This window comes from Paraburkholderia sp. RL17-347-BIC-D (assembly GCF_046027915.1).
Taxonomy (GTDB): domain Bacteria; phylum Pseudomonadota; class Gammaproteobacteria; order Burkholderiales; family Burkholderiaceae; genus Paraburkholderia.
The window spans coordinates 1-24,055 of record NZ_JARESS010000052.1 but is presented as its reverse complement, the minus strand read 5'-3'; the positions used below and the strand labels follow the sequence as shown (position 1 = coordinate 24,055).

Sequence of the window (24,055 nt, the reverse complement as noted above, 5' to 3'; positions counted from 1 at the left end):
CAAGCGATCCATCGCAGGATTTCTCGAAAGAATCAGGCCCGCGCCGGCATGTTCCGGCCAGACTGCCCTGGCGAGCAAGCGAGTCGCTTTTACCAAACGCAGTACTTTTGCCTGATTTTTTACGAGGAGTTCTTCATATGCGAATCGCTCAAATCGCTCCGTTGCACGAGGCGGTTCCTCCCAAGCTGTACGGTGGTACGGAACGCGTGGTGTCCTATCTGACTGAAGCTTTGGTCGAGCAGGGGCACGACGTCACGCTCTTTGCGAGCGGCGATTCGCAAACCTCGGCGAAACTCGAAGCCTTCTGGCCGCAGGCGCTGCGCCTCGACCCGACCATCCGCGACGTGATGGCGCCGCACATGCTGCTGCTCGAAGAAGTGCGCCGCCGCGCGGACGAATTCGACGTGCTGCATTTCCACATCGACTACTATCCGTTCTCGCTGTTCGCGCGCCAGCCGGTGCCGTTCCTGACCACGCTGCACGGCCGTCTCGATCTGCCGGAACTGCAGCCGATCTTCAATACGTTCAGCGACGTGCCGGTGGTGTCGATTTCGGACAACCAGCGCATTCCGCTGCAACAGGCGAACTGGCTGCAAACCGTCTATCACGGCCTGCCGGAAAACGTGCTCACGCCGATCGCCAACGTCGAGCCGGGCTACCTCGCTTTCCTCGGCCGCGTCTCGCCGGAGAAGGGCCTCGACCGCGCGATCCGCATCGCCGGCCAGGCAGGCATGAAACTCAAGGTCGCCGCCAAGATCGACAAGGCCGACCGCGCCTATTACGAAGAAGTGATCAAGCCGCTGATGGCGCTCCCGCACGTCGAGTACATCGGCGAAATCGGCGAAGCCGAAAAGCGTGAGTTCCTCGGCAACGCGCATGCACTGGTGTTCCCGATCGACTGGCCGGAGCCCTTCGGTCTGGTCATGATCGAAGCGATGGCGTGCGGTACGCCGGCGATCGCGTTTAACCGCGGTTCGGTGCCGGAAGTGATCGAAAACGGCGTGTCGGGCTTCGTCGTCGAAGACGAAATCAGCGCGGTCGCCGCGGTCAAGCGTCTGCACACGCTGTCGCGCGCCGGTGTGCGCAAGGCGTTCGAGTCGCGCTTCTCGTCGAAGGTGATGGCGAAGAACTACGTCGCCACCTACGAAGAACTGCTGCGCCAGAAGCATCGCACCGTGCTGCGCGAAGTCAACGCCAGCTAATCGACGTGATGCGCGGCAGGTAAGAAAGTCGCATCGGCTCGAGGAGCGCTTTCAGGCGCTCCGGCGGCCGCCAGCAACGCCCCGTGCGGCACTTGCCCACGGGGCGTTGTTGCAGGCGCGCCGCGTTTTTCTTAATCAGCGGACGAAAGTGCGGGTTTCGGCCGGTAAGAATGAGCCACTCTCCGTAATATCCCTATAATGGCCCTGCCGCAAATTTGGCTGCGGCGCCGCCGACGACAGGAGGATGCCTTGCCGAGAACGAAAGAGACGCGTGCGAACGCGGCGCCTGGCGCCGGAACGATTTTCGCGTTGCGCGCCATCGGTCTCGTGATCCTTGCTCGCTGGCTTTTTTCGATGGCGGACCTGGATGCCGGCGCGTCGCTGCTGGCCATGCTGTCCTCGCCGTGGGCGTGCATCAACCTCGTTTTCCTGTTCCTGCTGATCTTCCTGCCGGGCGCGCGCGCCGTGGCCGAGCGCCCGTTTCACCCGCTGCCGCAATGGCTGCGGCAGGCGCTGCGTCTGTTCGCTTTCCTCGGGTTCCTGTTTGCGGTCTGGTCGGTCGGCGCGTTTACCGCGAGCGCCGGCTGGCGGCGTGCCGCCAACGCGGTGGCAGCTTCCAACGGCTGGTTGTTGGCCGCGCCGGCGCTGTATGCGGCCGTGCTGTGGATCTGCCGGCCGCGCGCGCTATGGCGCACCAATATCGCCGCGCGCCGTTTCGCGATCGGCCGCTATGCGGTCGCGCTCGATCCGGTCACGCGGACGGTGATCGTGTGGGCGGAGCGTCGCAAGGTGGGACAGTACGACGCGCGCGAATTGTCCGTGCGCTGGGCGACCGGGCAGGGCGTGCGAACGACGCCGACGCCCACTCCCACGGTCGCGTTCGGCACCGCAGGCGAGCCGGCAGGGTCCGGCGCGTCGCTGGGCTCGGCCGCTGCGCCGTCGCTGGCGCACGGCGCCTTTGGGCGCCGTCCGAAGATCGAGTTGCTGTGGGATTCGCCGGCCGCCGCGGGGCACAACCGGCAAACCGTATTCCGCACCGCGCTGACGACCGAAGGCGATCGCGTCGCCGCCCGCGCGCTTGACACATCCTTGCAGCAGGTCTGAGTCTGCCGATTTGTGCAGTCGGCCACACCCCGTGGCCGAAGCAGGCGTTGTAGATTGAGCCGTAGTCGATAATGAAGTCATGGCGCCCGGCGCTTCAGCGCGGGCGAGTGAGACACACAACGATCGTATCGCGTCCTTTGCAGGAGTCGCTATGCTGGTTCGCTGGTTGATTGCCGCCATCCATCTGCTTGCTTATGGCTTCGCGCTCGCGTCGATTCTGCGGCGCACGTGGGCGCTCCGCCGCGCCACCGTACCTGCCGCGCTGCGCTCCGTGTTCCGGGCGGATACAGGGTGGGGCATCTCGGCCTTGGTGCTGATCGTCACCGGATTGATGCGCGCTTTCGGCGGTTTCGAAAAGGGCACCGACTACTATCTCCACGAGCCGCTCTTTCATCTCAAGATGACGCTGCTCGTGATTATTCTCATCCTCGAAGTCCCGTCGATGCTCGCGCTGATGCGCTGGCGCGCCGCGATCAGGAAAGGCGCGGCGCCGGATCTGCGCAAGGCGCGCTCTTACGCACGCTATAGCGTGATACAGACGATTTTGATGGTGCTGATGGTGTTTGCGGCGACAGGGATGGCGCGTGGTGTGGGGTTGCCTGCGGGCGTGGTTTAACTCCGGCGCGGGCGCGTTGGCGTTTGGGCGGTTGGTGCTGACCAGCCGCTTGCGCTTACGCGCTTGAACCTACGCTCGCGCTCGTAAAAAATGGGCGGTGGAACGCCAACCGAAAGCGCCGCCAGCATACTAGCGGTTTCCAGTTGACCTTCCACGCGCCCCCTTCAAATCACTTCCCGACCAGCAAGCTGGAATCGTCGGTCCGGTTCGCGTTCGGCCGCGCGGCCCGAGTCGTCGTGAGTTCCGGCTCACCCAGCCCCTTGATCAGCTCCAGCGCCTGACGCTCGAACAACCGCCGGTACAGGCCGTTCTCGAGCCTGATGAGCGCTTCGTGGCTGCCTTCCTCGATTACCTTGCCCTTATCCAGCACCAGCAGCCGGTCCAGCGCACGCACGGTGGAAAGACGGTGCGCCACCACCAGCGTAGTGCGGCCCATCATCAGCCGCTCCATGGCCTGCTGGATCAGCACTTCGCTTTCGCTGTCGAGGCTCGACGTCGCTTCGTCCAGAATCAGGATCGGAGCGTCGGCGAGAAACGCCCGCGCGATGGCGACGCGCTGACGTTCGCCGCCCGAGAGCTTGACGCCGCGTTCACCGACCAGCGTGTCATAGCCATTGGGCAGCGCTGCGATGAAGTCGTGCGCGCTCGCGAGCTTCGCGGCGCGCTCGATCTCGGCGCGGCTCGCACCGGGCCGCGCATACGCGATGTTCTCGGCGAGCGAGCGGTGAAACAGCACCGGCTCCTGCTGAACGATCGCGATCTGGCTGCGCAACGACGCTTGCCGCACCCGGGCGATGTCCTGACCGTCGATCGTGATCCGGCCTTCCGAAATGTCGTAGAGGCGCTGGATCAGCTTGATGAACGTCGTCTTCCCCGAGCCCGAATGCCCGACCAATCCGACGCGTTCGCCCGGCGCGATGCGCACGGAGAAGTTGTCGTAAAGCGGCTGGCCGTTCGTTCCGTAGTGGAAGGTCACGTGCTCGAAACGGATCTCGCCTTTGCCGATCGCGATCGGACCCGCGCCGGCACGGTCTTCGATACCCAGCGGCTGGCTCTCCAGCGACACCAGTTCCTCCATGTCGTTGACCGAGCGTTGCAGGTTGCGGATGTGCATGCCCACGTCGCGCAGATAGCCTTGCAGCATGAAGAACATGGTCAGCGCGAACGTGATGTCGCCGACGCCGGCTTCGCCGCGCGCCCACAGCAGCAGCGCGGCGCCGAGGATCGCGGCCTGGATCGCCACCAGCATGCCGCCCTGGACGCCGCCGTTGATCGTGCCGCGCATCCATGTGCGGCGTGTGCGGTGCCGCCACTTGCCGATCACGCGCGACAGCAGCACTTCTTCACGCTCTTCCGCGCCGAACGCCTTGACCACGCCGTTGCAGCTGACCGCGTCGGCGAGCGCGCCGCCCATGCGCGTGTCCCACGCATTCGCGAGGCGCGCGGCCGGCGCGACAAAGCCGAGCGACATGGCCACGGTCACCGCGATATACAGCACCGAGCCGATGCCGACGACCGCGCCCATCATCGGCCAGCGCCAGCCGAGCAGAACCGTCGCGCCGACCAGCATCACGAGCGACGGCAACAGGGCGATCAGCAGCGTGTCGTTGAGCAGGTCGAGCGCCCACATGCCGCGGGTGATCTTGCGCACCGTCGAGCCGGCGAAGCTGTTGGCGTGCCAGTCGGTCGAAAAGCGCTGCACGCGATGAAACGCATTCGCGGCGATCTCGCTCATCATCTTGAGCGTGAGCCGGATGATGTTGAAGTACACGCCTTGCCGCAGCAGCGTGGCGCCGAGGCCGAGCGCGCCCAGCACGCAGAAGGCCGTGACCGCCGCATGCCAGGCGACGGCGTCGCTGGCCGCGCCGGATGCGATCGCATCGACGAGGCGTCCGGCGAACATCGGCGTGAGTACGTCGGCCAACGCCGAGAGCAGCACCAGCGCTGTAATGACGACGATGCGCCAGGGCTGCTGCGCCCAGTGACGGAAGGTAAAGCCGAGGACATCTTTGAAGGCTTGTCCACGAAAGTCGAGTTTTTTTCTGGTCATTTGCCACGACCCGGTGGCGCATGAGCGCACCGAGGTTCCAGTCAGAAGCGAAAGGACGAGACAGTCAAAACGCGCCGGAATGCACCGGCGATTGAATTGCGGACTGTCTGGGAATTGCGCGGAGTGCCTTTTCAGGCGACGCCACGTGAACGGCGATCAGGCGACTTAATCGAACGGATTAAGATCGCGAAACCGCTCGCGAGACCATGCCGGGGACGGCGATACGCATTGCAAACATGTGGCGCCTCCCTATGGTCGAATGAAGTGAAGAAAATTGACGGGGCGAATGCCCGAGCGCCAACTATAGCAGCAGTATCTGGCGTCCGCAAACGTACGAAGATCCGGAGTTGACGCCCGAGGCGGACGTTGAGAGCCGGAATCTGCCTGGCATTCCGTACGGTTTCCGAACGCCGAATCACGAAATGAAAAAGGGCTCACGCATTTCTACGTGAGCCCTTTAGTCTTCGGTGATCGACACACCAAAATTCTGGTGGGTAGTACTGGGATCGAACCAGTGACCCCTGCCGTGTGAAGGCAGTGCTCTACCGCTGAGCTAACCACCCGAAGAGAGCCGAATTATGTCAGGGATTTTCGGCCTCGTCCAGTACTTTTTAAGCGGTTTGCTCATCCGCGGCGGGCGCAGGTTCGAGGCGCCACACGCTCGTGCCCTTGATCGCCTTGTCGAGACCGTCGAGCACCGCCTGGTGCGCAGCAAGTTCGTCGTCGCTGGCGGCGATCACGACCAGATCCAGCGAACTGATCGCGATGCGCGGCGCGTGCGCATCGCCACCGGCATGCGACTCGCCGAGCATGTCGATGACGAGGCTTTCCTGGCCGCGCGTCATCGCCAGATAGACTTCGGCGAGCAGTTCCGAGTCGAGCAGGGCGCCGTGCAGCGTACGGTGCGCGTTGCTGATGCCGAAGCGGTCGCACAGCGCGTCGAGTGAATTGCGCTTGCCGGGGAACATCTGCTTGGCGCGCGCCAGCGTGTCGATGATTTCGCCACAGTAGGTGCTCACCTGCGGCAAGCCCAGCAACGCGAACTCGACGTCGAGAAAGCCGATGTCGAACGGTGCGTTGTGAATGATCAGGTCCGCGCCCTGGATGAAGTCGCGGAACTGGTCGGCGATCTCGCCGAACTTCGGCTTGTCGCTCAGAAATTCGGTGGTCAGGCCATGAACGGCCAAGGCGCCCGGATCGCTGTCGCGTTCCGGGTTGATGTAGAAGTGCAGGTTGTTGCCGGTGAGCCGGCGGTTCACCAGCTCGACACAGCCGAGTTCGAGAATCCGGTCGCCGGTGCGGGCATTCAGGCCGGTGGTTTCGGTATCGAGGATGAGTTGACGCATGTCGGATTAGCCTGCCAAAGATAATTGCAGCAAAAAAATGGCGCGCGCGGTTAGCCGGCGCGGCCGTCGCAGCAGGAATTACATCTGCGCGAGTGACGCGACGCCGCGATTGGCCAGCTGGTCGGCGCGCTCGTTCTCCGGGTGGCCGTTGTGCCCACGCACCCAGCGCCACTCGATTTCGTGTTGCGCAACGAGCGCATCGAGCCGCTTCCACAAGTCGGCGTTCTTGACCGGCTGCTTCGCGGCGGTGATCCAGCCTTTCTTCTTCCAGCCGTGGATCCACTCGCTGATGCCTTTCTGCACGTATTGCGAGTCGGTGTGCACGACCGCCTTGCAGGGCCGCTTCAGCGCTTCGAGCGCGGCGATCACGCCCATCAGCTCCATGCGGTTGTTGGTGGTGTTGGCTTCGCCGCCGAACAGTTCTTTTTCCTGGTCGCCGAAGCGCAGCAACGCGCCCCAGCCGCCGGGGCCGGGGTTGCCCTTGCAGGCGCCGTCGGTATAAATGTCGATGAGATCGGAAGTCATTGAGTGTGGTTGCGTGTATTCGGTGTGGCGGCGGGCGCGAGGCCCGCGGCGAGGACGGGTTTCTTCACTTTCAGCGGCCCGACGAGACGCATGCCGCGCACGCGCTTGATCGCCTTGATCATGTAGGTGGCGCCGAAAATCGGCCACCAGCGGTCGCCGGCGGCTTCCATGAAACCGTAGCGGGCGAGCCATTGTTCGCTGCCAAGCGGCGGACGATAGCAGCCGAAGCGCCCGCGTTCAAGGTCGAAGCCCAGCAGCTTGATCCAGTCTTTCAGCCGGGTGAAGGCGATCAGGTCGACGGCCGCCGGCACGAAAGGCCGGCCGGTCATCTTGCCGACCGATTGCCGCGCGCCCCAGAGCGACAGCGAATTGAAGCCGAGAATGATCAACTGGCCTTCGGGCATCAGCACGCGCTCGGCTTCGCGCAGCAGACGGTGCGGGTCGCTCGTGAATTCCAGCGTGTGCGGCATCACGATCAGATCGACGCTTTGCGCCTCGAACGGCAGGTCCAGCAGGTCGCACCATACGGCACTGCGTCCGGCCGGCGCCGGCAGGCCCGCGAGTGCGCCTTGCGCCGCGCCGCTGCCCGAATTGCTGCTCGAACCGTTGCGATTGCCATTGCCAACGTGCCCCGCGCCGCGCGGAAAAGCATACGGCGCGCTCGCCCCGCTCGCGGCGTCGAGCACGAGTCCGCGGCACGGCATGCGGTTCTCGCGCAGCGCGTCGAGTTGCGGCAGGCCGAGTTGCAGCGCATGGTAACCGAACACGTCCGACACCACGCGGTCGAGTTGGGTTTGCTCCCATTCGAGTACGTATCGGCCAGGTGGCGAGTCGGTCCAGGCGGGCCAGTCTATAATCGCTCGGTCAGTCATATCAAAGAATGCGTCGCCTATGAATGCGCTCGAGTACGTACCGGTCCCGGCGTTTGATGACAATTACATCTGGGTCGTTTCCGACGGACACCACGCGGCGGTCGTCGATCCGGGTGAGGCCGCCCCCGTAAAAGCCTATCTGGCGAAACGGGGCTGGCGGTTGAGCGCTATTTTACTCACGCACCATCATCAAGACCACGTCGGCGGGGTGGCCGATCTGCTGAATGGCCAGGCCGTGCCCGTCTACGGCCCCGCCGGTGAAGCGATCGAGCATCTCACGCGCCGTCTGAAAAATGGCGATCATGTGTCGATTGCGGCGCCCGCGCTCGAATTGAGCGTACTCGACGTGCCGGGTCACACGAGCGGCCACATCGCCTATTTCCAGGCGGCCGACCCGCAAGGCACGCCGCACGTGTTTTGTGGCGACACGCTGTTCGCCTGCGGTTGCGGCCGGCTGTTCGAAGGCACGCCGAAGCAGATGCTCGCCTCGCTGGATGCGCTCGCCGCGCTGCCCGGCGCGACCGAGGTTCACTGCGCGCACGAGTACACGCTGTCGAATATCCGCTTCGCGCTCGCGTGCGAGCCGGGCAACGCCGAACTGCAGGCCTGGCGGGACAAAGCGAGCGAACTGCGCGCGCGCGACGTGCCCACGCTGCCCACCACGATCGCCCATGAACGCGCCGTGAATCCGTTTTTGCGCGCCGGCGATCCAGCGGTGCAGGCGAGCTTGCGGGAACAGTTGCACGAGAAGGTGCCGGATCGATTGACGGCCTTTACTTTGATGCGCGAATGGAAAAACCGCTTCCGGTGACCCGATCTCAGGAAGGGTATTCCTCACGCGATGAATCGGAAAAATTCGCCAAGCCCAAGATTTACTTGATTTTTTCGTAATTTTCCGATTGACGTAAACGTTGCCGTTTCGTACTATCGGCTGCAAATTCCAGCCCTTGTGGAAGCCGAGACGTTCATGCGATTTATCTTTAGTGCGTTGCTGGTCCTGACGCTCGCCGCTTGCGCGAGCCAGGGACCGACGACGAGTATTCCGAACACCGCAACAAGCCCCGCCAGTCAGCAAGCCGTAGCCGACGCCCTTCGCAAGACAGCCACCGCCAAAGAGACGATCAACGTCGACCAGGGCTCCGTCACTCAGTTGACGAGCGCCGACGCCGACCTGTGGGGCCGTATTCGCCGTGGTTTCCAGATGCCGGACCTGCAAACCGACCTCGTCGACATGCAGGTCAACTGGTATGCGCAGCGTCCCGATTACGTGCAGCGCATGACCGAGCGCTCGCAGAAGTACCTGTACCACATCGTCGAAGAGCTCGAGGCGCGCCATATGCCGACCGAGCTCGCGTTGCTGCCGTTCATCGAATCGGCGTATAGCCCGCAGGCTTTGTCGGTGGCGAAGGCGGCCGGCATGTGGCAGTTCATGCCGGGCACGGGCCGCACCTACAACCTCAAGCAGAACATGTGGCAGGACGAGCGCCGCGACGTGCTGGCCTCGACCAGCGCCGCGCTCGACTATCTGTCGCGTCTGCATGACATGTTCGGCGACTGGCAGTTGGCTCTCGCGGCGTACAACTGGGGCGAGGGCAACGTGCAGCGCGCGATTGCGCGCAACGAAGCGGCGGGCTTGCCCACCGACTATCTGAGCCTGCGCATGCCGAACGAGACGCGCAACTACGTGCCGAAACTGCAGGCGGTGAAGAACATCGTGATGAACCCGCAGATGTACGGGCTCACGCTGCCGTCCATTCCGAACCACCCGTATTTCGTGACGGTGACCACCTCGCACGACATCGACGTGGACATGGCTGCCAAGCTCTCGAATCTGTCCGCAGACGAATTCCGCTCGCTGAACCCGTCGTTCAGGAAGCCGGTGATTCTCGGCGCGACGCAGCCGCAGATCCTGCTGCCGTTCGACAACGCCAGCGCCTTCGAGCGCAATCTGAAGACGTACTCCGGCTCGCTGTCGTCGTGGACCACGTACACGGTCACCGAACGCGCGACACCCGCGGCGATCGCGCAGAAGATCAGTGTCGATGCCGACACGCTGATGGAAGTGAACAAGATTCCGGTCGGCATGCGTTTGAAACCCGGCTCCACAATCGTGGTGCCGCGCGGTTCGGACGACGACGAAGACATCAGCGCAGACGTGGCTGAAAGCGCCGTGCTGGCGATGGAGCCCGACGTCCCCGATACGCGCAAGATGCTGATCCGCGTGCGCCGTAATCAGTCGATGGCCGCCATCGCCGTGCGCTACGGCGTGTCGGTCGGCCAGTTGAAGGCATGGAACCGCACGCATCGCGACAGCGTGTCGCGCGGCCAGGTAATCGTGCTGCACGTGCCGGTCGGCAAGGCGATGCCGAGCGAGCCGGGTCCGGAGCGCATCGCGACCGACGTGCAAGGCGGCGGAGTCGAGAAGATCGGCACCCGCGTCGCAGACACGCGCAGTGATTCGCGCTACGATAAGAAGAAGGGTCGTGGCCGGACAGAGGTGGTGAAAGTCTCCGATCCGGTAGGCAAGGTCAGCAAGCCGACGGCATCCGGCGCCAATAAGGGCAAGGTGACCAAGGTGTCGGCTTCCACGTCCAGCAAGGCGTCGAAGGCTGCGGCAGAGAGCCGCCCGAAGACCGTGGCCAACGCGAAGAAGGGTAAGTAGACCAATAGCGGCTCACACGGTAGTGACCACATGCGTTGCGGGGGCAGCGCATGAATTGCGCTCCGATCACGCACCGTGCTTTTTCCAACGCCGTCACCTGTGGTGACGGCGTTTTTCATTGTGCAGATCATTTCGCGCAAAGCGAGCGCTTTTCCTTTATCTTTCGTGCTTCGCCCAAACCCATTCGGCCAGCCGCCTAATTCAAAGCTCATGTCGTCGACCCAGTTGCGCGTCTTTTTGCTGTTCTCCGCCGGGTATTTCGTTTCCTACGTGTTCCGCGGCGTCAATCTCGGCTTTGCGCCGTTCATAACGCACGATCTGGGTTTGTCGGCTGCGGATTTGGGCTTGCTCACCAGTCTTTATTTCCTCGGTTTCGCGGGCGCCCAGATTCCGGCCGGCGTGCTGCTGGACCACTACGGCGCGCGACGAGTCACGGCCGTCACGCTGCTGTTTGCGGCGCTCGGCATCTGGGTGTTCGGCGCCGCGCATAGCGTCGGCATGATGATGGTGGGGCGACTGCTGATCGGCGTCGGCGTTTCTGTCTGTCTTGGCGCCGCGTTCAAGGCATTGGCGCAGCACTTCGCCGCGGCGCGCCTGCCATTGATGAACGGTCTGGTGATGGCGATCGGCGGCTTCGGCGGCGTGATGGTTGGCTCGCCGCTGACGTGGGTCCTGACGTTCGCAAGCTGGCGCGTGGTCTGCATCGGACTGGGTTTGCTGACCGTGCTGGTCGCGTTGGCGCAGTGGACGCTCGCGCCGGACACGAAGGAAGCCCATCACCAGGCCAGTATCGGCGCCCAGTTCAAAGGCACGCTGCATATCCTGCGCAGTGCGGCGTTCTGGAAAGTCGCGTCGTTCTCGGTCGTCACGCAAGGCGTCTTTTACGCGATGCAGTCGCTTTGGGTCGGCGCGTGGCTGCGTGACGTGCAAGGCTTCGAGCCGCGCGAGGCCGCCGCGCTCGTGTCGATTCTCGGTTTCGCGATGATGGCCGGTTGCGTGGGCTTCGGCGCGGCGGCGCGCAGTCTCGAGCGGCGCGGCATCTCACTCCATGCGTTTTGCGGCATCGGCATGGCGCTGTACGTTCTGACGCAGTTGCTGATCATGTTCAAGGCGCCGCTGCCCGCGAGTCTGTTATGGGCGGCGTACGGGATTTTCGGCGGCACTGGCATTCTCAGCTACGCGGTCATGACCCGGCACTTCCCGGCGCAGATGATCGGCCGCGTGAATACCACACTGACGTTAATCATCTTCCTGCTGATTTTCGGCTTTCAGATCGGCGTCGGCGCGGTGCTGTCGCGTTGGCCGGCGAGCGGCGGCCATTATCCGGCGGCCGCGCATCTGACCGCGTGGGGCATTCTGGTCGCGCTGCAGGTGTTGAGCGCGATCTGGTACATATTGCCGGGCCGCAAGCTGGTTCGTCCGGCCGAAATCCCCGCCGAACAGGACGCTTGAGCCCGGCCGGTGCGCCGCTTCGTCGGTCGCGCCCCATCTGCCGGCACTATCCCGATTGGCGCTCATGGAAACGCCGCGGAGCGCCGTCCGCCCCTGCCGCAGCAAGGCTTTGAGCGATTTCGAGCCGCGCCGTCCCACGAGTCGAAGCCATCTCGGATTTGGAGGGAAGGGTAGTTTCACGCTATAATTCCAAGGTTTGAGCTTATCAACCCGCACCCTAGCGCCTACCTCTCCCATACCGTTCATCCGCCGCGCGCCACCGGCGTAGCAAGCAGGGCCCCGCCCCCAGCCGATCCGTCCACACAATGGACCCATCGCGCCTCTTGCAACGTCAACGGCAGTTCGCGAGCGAGTCTGCGCGCGCATCCCGGATGCGTTTCGCTGCGGCTCGCAGTCGGATAGACAGGTCGGCAACAGGGTGTTCCCCAAGGAGTCTCCCGTGTTGCCGTCATTTTCTCCCGCTCTGCTCGCGCTCGCCGACGGCACGGTCTTTCGTGGTTACTCGATCGGCGCCCCCGGGCACACCATCGGCGAAGTCGTGTTCAACACCGCTATCACCGGCTATCAGGAAATCCTGACTGACCCGAGCTACGCGCGCCAGATCGTGACCCTCACGTATCCGCATATCGGTAACGTCGGCGTGAACGCCGAAGACGTTGAAGCTACGAAAGTCCATGCCGCCGGCCTGATCATTCGCGATCTGCCGGTTCTCGCGTCGAACTTCCGCATGGAGCGCACGCTCTCGCAATATCTGCAGGACGAAGGCGTGGTCGCCATCGCCGGTCTCGACACCCGCATGCTGACGCGCGTTCTGCGCGATAAGGGCGCGCAGAACGGCGCGATCCTCGCCGGTTCGGACGACGAAGCCAAGGCCATCGAACTCGCACGCTCGTTCCCGGGCCTCTCGGGCATGGACCTGGCGAAGGTCGTGTCGACGAAGGAAACCTACGAGTGGACCCAGACCGAATGGCGTCTGGGTGAAGGCTACGGCACGCAGAAGGCGCCGAAGTATCGCGTGGTGGCGTTCGACTACGGCGTCAAATACAACATCCTGCGCATGCTGGCCGAACGCGGCTGCCACGTCACCGTGCTGCCGGCGCAAGCCAGCGCCGCTGACGCGCTCGCGCTCAATCCGGACGGCATCTTCCTGTCGAACGGCCCGGGCGACCCGGAACCGTGCGACTACGCGATTCGCGCCACGAAGGAGCTGATCGAGCGCGGCATTCCGACCTTCGGCATCTGTCTCGGCCATCAGATCATGGGCCTCGCGGTCGGCGCCAAAACCATGAAGATGAAGACCGGCCACCACGGCGCGAACCATCCGGTGAAAGATCTGGACGACGGCCGCGTGGTGATCACGTCGCAGAACCACGGTTTCGCGGTCGATGCCGACACGCTGCCCGCCAACGCCCGCGCCACGCACGTCTCGCTGTTCGACGGCACGCTGCAGGGCTTCGCGCTGACCGACAAGCCGGCGTTCTGCTTCCAGGGTCACCCGGAAGCATCGCCAGGTCCGCATGACATCGCCTATCTGTTCGATCGCTTCACGGCGTTGATGGATACGAAGAAGGCCGGCAAGACCGCAGCGGCATAAAGCGGCATACAAGTCTCGGAGGCGCGCGGCTCGCGCCGCGCTGCGGTGCGCGTCATCGACGCACACGCGACATACAGCGGCGCACGCGCGGCGAGCCGCACCAGACAGAGCAGAGCGCGCGCAACGTCACAGCGACGCGCGCCGACGGAAAGAATTCAGGAATACATTAGCGAGAGCGTTATGCCCAAGCGGACAGACATCAAGAGCATCCTCATCATCGGCGCGGGTCCGATCATCATCGGCCAGGCGTGCGAGTTCGATTACTCGGGCGCGCAGGCATGCAAGGCGCTGCGTGAGGAAGGCTACAAGGTCATTCTCGTCAACAGCAATCCGGCGACGATCATGACCGACCCAAACACGGCCGACGTGACCTACATCGAGCCGATCACGTGGGAAGTGGTCGAGCGCATCATCGCGAAGGAGCGCCCCGACGCGATCCTGCCGACGATGGGCGGTCAGACCGCGCTGAACTGCGCGCTCGATCTGCACGCGCACGGCGTGTTGGAGAAGTACAAGGTCGAGCTGATCGGCGCATCGCCGGAAGCGATCGACAAGGCGGAAGACCGCCAGAAGTTCAAGGACGCGATGACCAAGATCGGCCTCGGTTCGGCCAAATCGGGCACCGCGCATTCCATGGAAGAAGCGCTCCAGGTGCAGGCCGAGATCGCTGCGCAAACGGGCAGCGGCGGCTATCCGGTCGTGATCCGTCCGTCGTTCACGCTGGGCGGTTCGGGCGGCGGCATCGCGTATAACCGCGACGAGTTCGAAGAGATCTGCAAGCGCGGTCTCGATCTGTCGCCCACGCGCGAGTTGCTGATCGAAGAGTCGCTGCTCGGCTGGAAAGAGTACGAGATGGAAGTGGTCCGCGACAAGAAGGACAACTGCATCATCGTTTGCTCGATCGAAAACCTGGACCCGATGGGCATCCACACCGGCGACTCGATCACCGTCGCGCCGGCGCAAACGCTCACCGACAAGGAATATCAGGTCCTGCGTAACGCATCGCTCGCGGTGCTGCGCGAGATCGGCGTCGATACCGGCGGTTCGAACGTGCAGTTCTCGATCAATCCGAAAGACGGCCGGATGATCGTGATCGAAATGAACCCGCGCGTGTCGCGCTCGTCGGCATTGGCGTCGAAGGCAACCGGTTTCCCGATCGCCAAGGTCGCGGCCAAGCTCGCCGTCGGCTATACGCTGGATGAGTTGAAGAACGAAATCACCGGCGGTCAAACGCCGGCATCGTTCGAGCCGACCATCGACTACGTCGTCACCAAGATTCCGCGTTTCGCGTTCGAAAAATTCCGCGAAGCCGATTCACGCCTGACCACGCAGATGAAGTCGGTCGGCGAAGTGATGGCGATTGGCCGCACCTTCCAGGAGTCGTTCCAGAAGGCGCTGCGCGGTCTGGAAGTCGGCGTCGACGGTCTGGACGAAAAGACCGATAACCGCGACGAGATCATCCGCGAGATCGGCGAAGCCGGTCCGGATCGCATCTGGTACGTGGGCGACGCGTTCCGTGTCGGCATGACGGCCGAAGAGATTTTCGAAGAAACCTCGATCGACCCGTGGTTCCTCGCGCAGATCGAACAGATCATCCTGAAGGAAAAGGCGCTGGCAGGCCGCACGCTCGCGAGCCTCTCGAAGGAAGAGCTGAAGTATCTGAAGCAAAGCGGCTTCTCGGATCGCCGTCTTGCCAGGCTGCTCGGCGCGAAGCCTGCGGAAGTGCGTCAACGCCGTATCGAGTTGAACGTGCGCCCGGTGTACAAGCGCGTCGACACCTGCGCGGCCGAGTTCGCCACGAAAACCGCCTACATGTACTCGACCTACGAGGAAGAGTGCGAGGCGAACCCGACCAACAACAAGAAGATCATGGTGCTGGGCGGCGGCCCGAACCGGATCGGCCAGGGCATCGAGTTCGACTACTGCTGCGTGCACGCCGCGCTCGCCATGCGCGAAGACGGCTACGAAACGATCATGGTCAACTGCAACCCTGAAACCGTTTCGACCGACTACGATACGTCCGATCGTCTGTACTTCGAATCGCTGACGCTCGAAGACGTGCTCGAAATCGTCGACAAGGAAAAGCCGGTCGGCGTGATCGTGCAATACGGCGGCCAGACGCCGCTGAAGCTCGCGCTCGATCTCGAAGCGAACGGTGTGCCGATCGTCGGCACGTCGCCTGACATGATCGACGCCGCCGAAGACCGCGAGCGTTTCCAGAAGCTGCTACAAGACCTCGGCCTGCGTCAGCCGCCGAACCGCACCGCGCGCGCCGAAGACGAAGCGCTCAAGCTCGCCGACGAAATCGGCTATCCGCTGGTGGTGCGTCCGTCGTATGTGCTCGGCGGCCGCGCGATGGAAATCGTCCACGAGCCGCGCGACCTCGAGCGCTATATGCGCGAGGCCGTGAAGGTGTCGAACGATTCGCCGGTGCTGCTCGACCGCTTCCTGAACGACGCGATCGAATGCGACGTGGATTGCATCTCCGACGGCGAAGCCGTGTTCATCGGCGGCGTGATGGAACACATCGAACAGGCCGGTGTGCACTCGGGCGACTCGGCGTGCTCGCTGCCGCCGTATTCGCTGTCGAAGGAAACCGTGGCCGAGTTGAAGCGCCAGACCGGCGCGATGGCGAAAGCGCTGAACGTGATCGGCCTGATGAACGTGCAGTTCGCGATTCAGCAGGTGCCGCAGGCAGACGGCTCGAAAGAAGACGTGATCTACGTGCTCGAAGTGAATCCGCGCGCCTCGCGCACGGTGCCGTACGTGTCGAAGGCGACGAGCCTGCCGCTCGCGAAGATCGCGGCGCGTGCGATGGTCGGTCAGACGCTCGCGCAGCAAGGCGTGACGAAGGAAATCGATCCGCCGTATTTCAGCGTGAAGGAAGCCGTGTTCCCGTTCGTCAAGTTCCCCGCAGTCGATCCGGTGCTCGGACCGGAAATGCGTTCGACCGGCGAAGTGATGGGCGTGGGCGAGACGTTCGGCGAAGCGCTGTTCAAGTCGCAACTCGCGGCGGGTTCGCGTCTGCCGGAGTCGGGCACGGTGCTGTTGACCGTGATGGACGCGGACAAGCCGAAGGCCGTCGAAGTCGCGCGCATGCTGCACGAACTCGGCTATCCGATCGTTGCGACCAAGGGCACGGCCGCCGCGATCGAAGCGGCCGGCGTGCCGGTGAAGGTCGTCAACAAGGTGAAGGATGGCCGTCCGCACATCGTCGACATGATCAAGAACGGCGAAATCGCGCTGGTCTTCACGACCGTCGACGAGACCCGCGCCGCGATCGCCGACTCGCGCTCGATCCGCATGAGCGCGCAGGCGAACAAGGTCACGTACTACACGACCATGTCGGGTGCGCGTGCTGCCGTCGAAGGTTTGCGCTATTTGAAGGACCTGGAAGTCTATGATTTACAAGGCCTCCACGCTCGCCTAAACTAAGGCTTCGAATACCTGTCCAAGATGTAAGTGCCGCGGTTAAGCGGCGTTCCGCAGGTGCTTGGCGCCGAGCTTTGCTCAGCGCTCTGGCCCCGGCGGAATGCACTTAACCGCGGTGATTTTTTTTACGGCTGTTTTTTGCATAGAGTTGTTTATGAGCACTGTTCCATTGACGAAGCGCGGCGCGGAAATGTTGCGCGATGAATTGCAGCGCCTGAAATCGGTTGAGCGTCCTTCGGTGATCAATTCGATCGCGGAAGCGCGTGCCCAGGGCGATCTGTCGGAAAACGCGGAATACGACGCGGCGAAGGAAAAGCAGGGCTTTATCGAAGGCCGGATTGCTGAAATCGAATCAAAGCTGGCCGGCGCGCAGGTGATCGACCCGGCGGCGGTGGAAGCGGACGGTCGCGTGGTGTTCGGCGCGACGGTGGAACTGGAAGATCTGGACTCGGGTGCGTCCGTCAAATATCAGATCGTCGGCGACGACGAAGCGGACATCGACCATGGTTTGATCTCGATCAGTTCGCCGATCGCGCGCGCCCTGATCGGCAAGTCGGAAGGCGACGTTGCATCGGTGCAGGCACCGGGCGGCGTGCGCGAATACGAAATCATCGCGGTTAGCTACGTTTGAAGGCGGTTCCGGTGTCCCAGATGCCGCATCGATTTTTCCGTTTGTTGACGGTGGTGTGGGTCGGTAGTCTGCTGACTATCGGCTATGCCGTCGCACCCGTGCTGTTCACGTCGCTCGACCGGATGACGGCGGGCGCGGTGGCGGCGCAACTGTTTCGCATTGAAGGCGTGCTGGGTGCGGTGTGCGGCATTTTGCTGCTCGGTCTCGCGAATGTGCTGGTTCGGCGCGGCAGCGATGCGTATCGCCGTTTGCGCTGGCTGATTGCCGGCATGCTGGTGTGCGTGCTGGTCGGTTACTTCGCGTTGCAGCCGTTTATGAATGCAATGCGCATTGCCGCGCTAGAAGCGGGCAGCGATGTCGGACACTCGGTTTATGCGACACGCTTCGGCATTCTGCACGGCGTCTCGAGTCTGTTCTATCTGATCGAAAGCCTGCTGGGCGTGGCGCTGGTGTGGAAACTGCCTGCCGGCGCAGGCGTTGTGCCGGCGGAGCAGGGTGCTCGCGGCACGGCGGGGAAGGTCGCCGGCTGAGGCAATCCGCTGAACTGCTTTGCGGCGCCTGAGCGTGCAAGCTGACGCAGCGAGCTTGATAGGCAACGTTGGGCTTTCGGGTCTTGATCACGTAGCCCACGTCAAGGTGCGGACGCCGCCCGCACCTCTCATCATTCGCTTATTTCGACGACTGATGCGAGCGCTTCGCGCTGGTCTGGCGCTTCTTGGCGCGCTTGATATTGCCGCCTTGCGTCACGCGTTCATTGCCGCGTACCACGACCGCTTTGGCCTTGGGTTTGCGCATCGGGATTTCGCTGGGCTTCACGACCGTCACCACGCGTGGCGCGCGGCCTTTACCCGGTTTGGCTTCCACGGCGGCTTCGCGAGCGCTCGGCAGCGCGCCGCGTTTGGTCTTCACCGCCGGCTGCGCGGCTTCCGGCTTCCAGATCACCAGCAGCTTGCCGATATGCTGGATCGGCGCGGCGTTCAGCTTGTCGCAGATTTCTTCATAGATCGCGATGCGCTCTTCGCGTTCGTCGCCGAACACGCGGATTTTGATGAGCTGATGAGCACCAAGGTGGACCTTGATCTCGGAGAGCACAGCGTCGGTCAAGCCTTCGGCGCCGACGAGCACGACCGGTTTGAGCGCATGTGCCTGGGAGCGCAACTCGGCGCGTTGGTCGGAAGAGACTTTGAGGGCGGGCATGGAAAGTGGGAGACTCGACTAAAATGGCGGCACCTGCATTTCCGAGAGATTCGGCCAATTGCGCAGGGCGGCGCGTCAGAACAACAGAATCGCGGATGACTGCCAGTTTTTGGCGGTGTCCGCGCGAATTAACCGCGTATTATCCCCTAAAGCGTGTCATAACGCAGCAAGAGTTCAACGCTTAATGGCAAAAAACAAGTTCAACACGGCGTGGTTGCATGATCACATCAACGACCCGTACGTAAAAATGGCGCAGCGGGAGGGCTATCGTGCCCGCGCGGCCTACAAGCTCAAGGAGATCGACGAGCAGGACAAGCTGATCCGTCCGGGGCAGGTCATCGTCGACCTTGGCTCGGTGCCGGGCAGTTGGAGTCAGTACGCGCGTAACAAGCTCGCAAAGGGTTCGCAGCGCGACGCCGAGCGCGAAGGGGGCATCGACGGCACGATCATCGCACTGGATATCCTCCCCATGGAGCCGATCGCCGACGTCACGTTCATTCAGGGCGATTTTCGTGAAGACACCGTGCTGGGCCAACTCGAAGAATTGGTCGGAGAACGCCAGGTTGATCTTGTAATTTCGGATATGGCGCCCAACCTGTCGGGAGTGGCGGTGGCGGATGCGGCGCGAATCGAGCATTTATGCGATCTCGCGCTGGAATTCTCACAAAATCACCTGAAGTCGGATGGTGCCCTTTTAGTCAAATGCTTTCACGGCAGCGGTTACAGCCAGATTGTCGAAAAGTTCAAGCATCAGTTCAAGGTGGTGGCGGCCCGCAAGCCGAAAGCGTCGCGGGACAAGTCGTCAGAAACATTTATTTTGGGTAAGCATCTCAAGCGGCCCGCATAGGGGCGCTGCAGGACGGTTCCGCATCTGCCGATAATGCGATCACGGCCCCGGAAATGGGTGGAGCAATGGCCCGCTGCGCTATTTCTGTGGTAGTGAAACCTTATGGCAGGGGTCTGCGGACTGGATTAGAATGCTTTCGTGGTGCCGCAAGGCAAATGTAGGCGCCCGTCTAAGTGAAGGAGTGGTGCTTTGAACAACAATATGTTTTCGAAAGCAGCAGTGTGGCTGGTTATCGCACTGGTGCTGTTTACGGTGTTCAAGCAGTTCGACAAGCCCCGTGTCCAGGAAGGCGTTTCCTATTCGCAGTTCATGGACGACGCGAAGAACGGCAAAGTCAAGAACGTCATTGTCCAGGGGCGGAACCTCACGGTCACTCCAGCAGACGGCCAGAAGTACCAGATCGTGTCGCCCGGCGACATCTGGATGGTCGGCGATCTGATGAAGTATGGCGTTCAGGTGAGCGGCAAGGCTGATGACGAACCCAATGCGCTGGTGTCCGCGCTGTACTACCTCGGGCCGACGATCCTGATCATCGGTTTCTGGTTCTACATGATGCGACAGATGCAGGGGGGCGGGAAAGGTGGTGCGTTCTCGTTCGGTAAATCCCGTGCACGTCTGATCGACGAAAACAACAACGCAATCAATTTCACCGACGTCGCCGGTTGCGACGAAGCCAAGGAAGAAGTCTCCGAACTGGTCGACTTCCTGCGCGATCCGCAGAAATTCCAGAAGCTGGGTGGCCGCATTCCACGCGGCGTGCTGCTGGTCGGTCCGCCGGGAACCGGTAAGACGCTGCTCGCGCGTGCTATCGCGGGTGAAGCGAAAGTGCCGTTCTTCAGCATCTCGGGTTCGGACTTCGTGGAAATGTTCGTCGGTGTCGGCGCGGCGCGTGTGCGCGACATGTTCGAGCAGGCCAAGAAGCACGCACCGTGCATCGTGTTCATCGACGAAATCGACGCGGTCGGCCGTCACCGTGGCGCCGGCATGGGCGGCGGTAACGACGAACGCGAACAGACCTTGAACCAGATGCTGGTCGAGATGGACGGCTTCGAAGCGAACTCGGGCGTGATCGTGATCGCTGCAACGAACCGTTCGGACGTGCTCGACAAGGCGCTGCTGCGTCCGGGCCGTTTCGACCGTCAGGTGTACGTCGGTCTGCCGGATATTCGCGGCCGTGAGCACATCATGAAGGTTCACCTGCGCAAGGTGCCGATTTCGAACGACGTCGACGCGGCGGTGATCGCACGCGGCACGCCGGGCTTCTCGGGCGCCGACCTCGCGAACCTCGTGAACGAAGCGGCTCTGTTCGCGGCACGCCGCGGCAAGCGCATCGTCGAAATGACGGACTTCGAAGACGCGAAGGACAAGATCTTCATGGGTCCGGAGCGCAAGTCGGCCGTGATCCGCGAAGAATCGAAGCGCGCCACGGCGTACCACGAATCGGGCCATGCGGTGATCGCCAAGCTGTTGCCGAAGGCCGATCCGGTGCACAAGGTCACGATCATTCCGCGTGGCCGTGCGCTGGGCGTGACGTGGCAGTTGCCGGAGCATGACAACGAAACGTATTCGAAGGACTACCTGCTGGATCGTCTCGCGATCCTGTTCGGTGGCCGCGTCGCGGAAGAGCTGTTCCTGAACCTGATCAGCACCGGCGCATCGGACGACTTCAACAAGGCGACGCAAACGGCGCGTGCCATGGTGGCTCGCTTCGGTATGACTGACGCACTCGGACCGATGGTCTACGTCGACGACGAAAACGACGCCACGCCGTTTGGGCGCGGTTTCACGCGCACCATTTCGGAAGCGACGCAGCAGAAGGTCGACGCAGAAATTCGCCGCGTGCTGGATGAGCAATACAACCTCGCGAAGCGTCTGCTGGACGAGAACCGCGACAAGGTCGAAGCGATGACGGCCGCACTGATGGAGTGGGAAACGATCGACGCCGATCAGATCAACGACATCATGGCAGGCCGTCCGCCGCGTTCGCCGAAGAGCTCGCCGCCGTCGGCAAGCGACGCCTCGTCGGGCGGCAGCCCGGGCACCGAGGTCAAGCCGGGCAGCGCGACCGCGCCGGCCTGATAGGCGACCAGTAGAAAGTGCGGGCCGGTGTGTTTCACACCGGCCCGTTTTGCATTTATCCGTTTTGCGTGAAGCACCACCACGTGTCGAAAGTCGAATTCCCTTCTTTGCCTATTCCCGAGCCGCTGCAATGCGGCCGCTTCAAGCTGACCTTTGAACGCCCGTTGGTCATGGGCATTCTGAACGTCACGCCCGATTCTTTTTCCGACGGCGGCAAGTACGCGATGCGCGGCGATGCGTTGCGCCAGGCCGAGCGCATGATGCTCGACGGCGCGGACATCATCGATATCGGCGGCGAATCGACGCGTCCCGGTGCGCCCCCGGTGCCGCTCGACGAAGAGCTGGAGCGGGTGATCCCGCTCGTCGAACAACTGCGCGGCGCGAATGTACCGTTGTCGATCGACACCTACAAGCCCGAAGTGATGCGCCACACGTTGGCTGCGGGGGCGGATCTGATCAACGACATCTGGGGCTTCCGGATGCCCGGCGCAATCGACGCGGTGCGCGCCAGTGAATGCGGCCTGTGCGTCATGCACATGCTTGGCGAGCCGCAGACCATGCAGCTCGGCGAGCCCGTCTATGATGATGTAGTGAGCGAGGTTCGGGATTTTCTCGAGGTGCGTGTCGCGGCGCTGAAGCGTGCGGGCATCGCGCGTGCTCGTATCAGCGTGGACCCAGGTTTCGGCTTCGGCAAGGCCGTAGTCGAGCATAATTACGCGCTGCTTGCACACTTGCCGGAAACGGCGCCGCGAGCGGAGCCGCCGTACCCGATTCTTGCCGGCATGTCGCGCAAGTCAATGGTCGGCGCGGTGGTGGGACGCCCGGCGCCGGACCGCGTCGCGGGCAGTATTGCGGCGGCGGTGTGCGCCGCTGAACGGGGCGCTGCGATTCTGCGCGTGCACGACGTCGCGCAAACAGTAGATGCATTGAAAGTATGGGCAGCCATGCGCGACGCGGCGAAGCACAGCCGCGCGCGCGGTTGAACCCACAGCCAAGGAGGAAGATAAAACATGGCACGTCGTTATTTCGGAACGGACGGCATTCGGGGCAAAGTCGGCGAAGGGCCTATCACGCCGGAGTTTGTATTGCGGCTCGGCTACGCGGCCGGCAAGGTATTGGCAGGCGCGGACCGCTGGGCGAGGACAGGCACGCGGCCAACTGTGTTGATCGGTAAAGACACGCGGGTGTCGGGCTACATGCTCGAAGCCGCGCTCGAATCGGGTTTCTCCGCGGCCGGTGTGGATGTGATGCTGGCCGGCCCGATGCCGACCCCCGGCATCGCCTATCTGACGCGCGCGTTGCGGCTCGCCGCGGGCGTGGTCATCAGCGCATCGCACAACCCGTACTACGACAACGGCATCAAATTTTTCTCCGCCGACGGCAACAAGCTGCCGGACGAAGTGGAAGCGCTGATCGAAGAGCAACTCGATTTGCCGCTCGCCTGTGCCGCGTCCGAGCAACTCGGCAAGGCGCGGCGTCTCGACGACGCGGCGGGCCGCTACATCGAGTTCTGCAAGAGCACGTTTCCCGCTGCGTTCGATCTGCGCGGTCTAAAACTGGTGGTCGACTGCGCGCATGGCGCCGCGTATGACGTCGCGCCGCATGTGTTCCACGAACTCGGCGCCGAAGTGATTCCGATCGGCGTCGCGCCGAACGGCTTCAACATCAACGACGGTGTCGGCGCGACCGCACCGGATGCACTGGTGCGCGCTGTGCGCGCGAATCATGCGGACTTGGGCATAGCGCTCGATGGCGACGCTGACCGTCTGCAGGTGGTCGATTCGGCAGGGCGCCTCTATAACGGCGACGAACTGCTGTACGTCCTGGTCAAGGATCGTGTTGCGACCGACGGCAAGGTGGAAGGCGCGGTCGGCACCTTGATGACGAATATGGCGGTGGAAGTGGCGCTGCAGGAAGCCGGCGTGAAGTTCGTCCGCGCGGCGGTCGGCGACCGCTACGTGCTCGAGCAGTTGCGCGAACACGGCTGGCAACTCGGCGCCGAAGGCTCCGGCCATATTCTTTCACTCGACCGCCATTCCACGGGCGACGGCATCGTGTCCGCGTTGCTGGTGCTCGCGGCCATGAAACGCAGCGAAAAATCGCTCGCCGACCTGCTCGACGGCGTCACGCTGTTCCCGCAGAAGCTGATCAACGTGCGCATGAAGCCCGACGCGGACTGGAAGAGCAGCGACGTGATCCGCCGTGCCATCGCCAAGGCCGAGAGCGCGCTGAACGGCCGCGGCCGCGTGCTGATCCGCGCGTCCGGCACGGAGCCGGTGCTGCGCGTGATGGTCGAAGCGGAAAATGTCGCCGACGCGCTTCATCATGCGGAGTCGATTGCCGACGCGGTGAAAGAGGCTACGGCGTAAGCCACGTTCTTTAGCGGCACAGCGCGGGGGGGGGGGGGGGGGGGGCCCCCCCCCCCCACCCCCCCCCCCGGCCCGCC

19 protein-coding genes and 1 tRNA gene are annotated in these 24,055 nt (G+C 63.2%); 14 read left to right on the top strand and 6 right to left on the bottom strand.

Features of this window, described 5'->3' with window-relative positions:
• The first annotated feature begins 137 nt into the window (after positions 1 to 137).
• From P0D96_RS39250 to P0D96_RS39240, 3 genes are all read left to right on the top strand, one after another.
• Positions 138 to 1,202 carry a glycosyltransferase family 4 protein gene (locus P0D96_RS39250; RefSeq protein ID WP_132373600.1) on the top strand — a complete coding sequence of 355 codons (1,065 nt, stop codon included), beginning with the start codon at positions 138 to 140 and terminating at the stop codon, positions 1,200 to 1,202.
• Between the two features lie 249 nt (positions 1,203 to 1,451).
• Positions 1,452 to 2,306 (top strand): hypothetical protein, encoded by an 855-nt coding sequence (locus P0D96_RS39245; RefSeq protein ID WP_408319182.1) that lies wholly within the window; start codon positions 1,452 to 1,454, stop codon positions 2,304 to 2,306.
• A 151-nt stretch (positions 2,307 to 2,457) separates the two neighbouring features.
• On the top strand, positions 2,458 to 2,922 hold the full coding sequence (locus P0D96_RS39240) for a DUF2214 family protein (protein ID WP_408319180.1): 465 nt from the start codon (positions 2,458 to 2,460) through the stop codon (positions 2,920 to 2,922).
• A gap of 169 nt (positions 2,923 to 3,091) precedes the next feature.
• Here the strand turns inward: P0D96_RS39240 and P0D96_RS39235 are convergent, their stop codons facing one another.
• From P0D96_RS39235 to P0D96_RS39215, 5 genes are all read right to left on the bottom strand, one after another.
• Complete coding sequence (locus tag P0D96_RS39235; RefSeq protein ID WP_408319178.1) at positions 3,092 to 4,972, bottom strand: ABC transporter ATP-binding protein; 1,881 nt, start codon at positions 4,970 to 4,972, stop codon at positions 3,092 to 3,094.
• A gap of 488 nt (positions 4,973 to 5,460) precedes the next feature.
• Positions 5,461 to 5,535: transfer RNA gene (locus P0D96_RS39230), tRNA-Val, on the bottom strand.
• A 48-nt stretch (positions 5,536 to 5,583) separates the two neighbouring features.
• A complete protein-coding gene (gene dnaQ / locus P0D96_RS39225) occupies positions 5,584 to 6,318 on the bottom strand; it encodes a DNA polymerase III subunit epsilon (RefSeq protein ID WP_132373604.1) in 735 nt (244 codons plus the stop codon).
• A 78-nt stretch (positions 6,319 to 6,396) separates the two neighbouring features.
• Positions 6,397 to 6,843, bottom strand: a complete 447-nt coding sequence (gene rnhA / locus P0D96_RS39220; protein ID WP_106283734.1) for a ribonuclease HI — start codon at positions 6,841 to 6,843, stop codon at positions 6,397 to 6,399.
• A complete protein-coding gene (locus P0D96_RS39215; protein WP_408181731.1) occupies positions 6,840 to 7,715 on the bottom strand; it encodes a class I SAM-dependent methyltransferase in 876 nt (291 codons plus the stop codon). The genes rnhA and P0D96_RS39215 overlap by 4 nt, the downstream gene beginning before the upstream one ends.
• Before the next feature lie 19 nt (positions 7,716 to 7,734).
• Between P0D96_RS39215 and gloB the strand changes: the two genes are divergently transcribed.
• From gloB to P0D96_RS39180, 7 genes are all read left to right on the top strand, one after another.
• A complete protein-coding gene (gene gloB, locus P0D96_RS39210) occupies positions 7,735 to 8,526 on the top strand; it encodes a hydroxyacylglutathione hydrolase (RefSeq protein WP_132373606.1) in 792 nt (263 codons plus the stop codon).
• Between the two features lie 156 nt (positions 8,527 to 8,682).
• Complete coding sequence (locus P0D96_RS39205; RefSeq protein ID WP_408181732.1) at positions 8,683 to 10,377, top strand: transglycosylase SLT domain-containing protein; 1,695 nt, start codon at positions 8,683 to 8,685, stop codon at positions 10,375 to 10,377.
• Positions 10,378 to 10,587: 210 nt separating this feature from the next.
• Positions 10,588 to 11,829, top strand: a complete 1,242-nt coding sequence (locus P0D96_RS39200; RefSeq protein WP_408181733.1) for an MFS transporter — start codon at positions 10,588 to 10,590, stop codon at positions 11,827 to 11,829.
• Positions 11,830 to 12,268: 439 nt separating this feature from the next.
• Entirely contained in the window at positions 12,269 to 13,423 is a 1,155-nt protein-coding gene (gene carA / locus P0D96_RS39195; protein ID WP_132373609.1) for a glutamine-hydrolyzing carbamoyl-phosphate synthase small subunit, read from the top strand.
• 180 nt (positions 13,424 to 13,603) lie between these two features.
• Positions 13,604 to 16,858 (top strand): carbamoyl-phosphate synthase large subunit, encoded by a 3,255-nt coding sequence (carB, locus tag P0D96_RS39190; protein ID WP_342961240.1) that lies wholly within the window; start codon positions 13,604 to 13,606, stop codon positions 16,856 to 16,858.
• Between the two features lie 151 nt (positions 16,859 to 17,009).
• Positions 17,010 to 17,486 carry a transcription elongation factor GreA gene (greA, locus tag P0D96_RS39185; protein ID WP_012433846.1) on the top strand — a complete coding sequence of 159 codons (477 nt, stop codon included), beginning with the start codon at positions 17,010 to 17,012 and terminating at the stop codon, positions 17,484 to 17,486.
• Positions 17,487 to 17,506: 20 nt separating this feature from the next.
• The gene (locus P0D96_RS39180; protein ID WP_408181734.1) at positions 17,507 to 18,016 is read left to right on the top strand and encodes a DUF4149 domain-containing protein; all 510 of its coding nucleotides are present in this window, start codon (positions 17,507 to 17,509) and stop codon (positions 18,014 to 18,016) included.
• Between the two features lie 139 nt (positions 18,017 to 18,155).
• Here P0D96_RS39180 and P0D96_RS39175 read toward each other — a convergent pair whose 3' ends face one another.
• The gene (locus P0D96_RS39175) at positions 18,156 to 18,683 is read right to left on the bottom strand and encodes a YhbY family RNA-binding protein (RefSeq protein WP_012433844.1); all 528 of its coding nucleotides are present in this window, start codon (positions 18,681 to 18,683) and stop codon (positions 18,156 to 18,158) included.
• Between the two features lie 184 nt (positions 18,684 to 18,867).
• Between P0D96_RS39175 and P0D96_RS39170 the strand changes: the two genes are divergently transcribed.
• The 4 genes from P0D96_RS39170 (at position 18,868) to glmM (ending at position 23,978) form a co-directional block, all read left to right on the top strand.
• Positions 18,868 to 19,530: an RlmE family RNA methyltransferase gene (locus tag P0D96_RS39170; protein ID WP_132373611.1), complete on the top strand. Its 663-nt coding sequence runs from the start codon at positions 18,868 to 18,870 to the stop codon at positions 19,528 to 19,530.
• 189 nt (positions 19,531 to 19,719) lie between these two features.
• Positions 19,720 to 21,609, top strand: a complete 1,890-nt coding sequence (ftsH, locus tag P0D96_RS39165) for an ATP-dependent zinc metalloprotease FtsH (protein WP_006051983.1) — start codon at positions 19,720 to 19,722, stop codon at positions 21,607 to 21,609.
• Between the two features lie 170 nt (positions 21,610 to 21,779).
• Positions 21,780 to 22,592 carry a dihydropteroate synthase gene (folP, locus tag P0D96_RS39160; protein WP_408319200.1) on the top strand — a complete coding sequence of 271 codons (813 nt, stop codon included), beginning with the start codon at positions 21,780 to 21,782 and terminating at the stop codon, positions 22,590 to 22,592.
• Between the two features lie 27 nt (positions 22,593 to 22,619).
• Positions 22,620 to 23,978 (top strand): phosphoglucosamine mutase, encoded by a 1,359-nt coding sequence (glmM, locus tag P0D96_RS39155; protein ID WP_408181736.1) that lies wholly within the window; start codon positions 22,620 to 22,622, stop codon positions 23,976 to 23,978.
• Positions 23,979 to 24,055 lie beyond the last annotated feature (77 nt).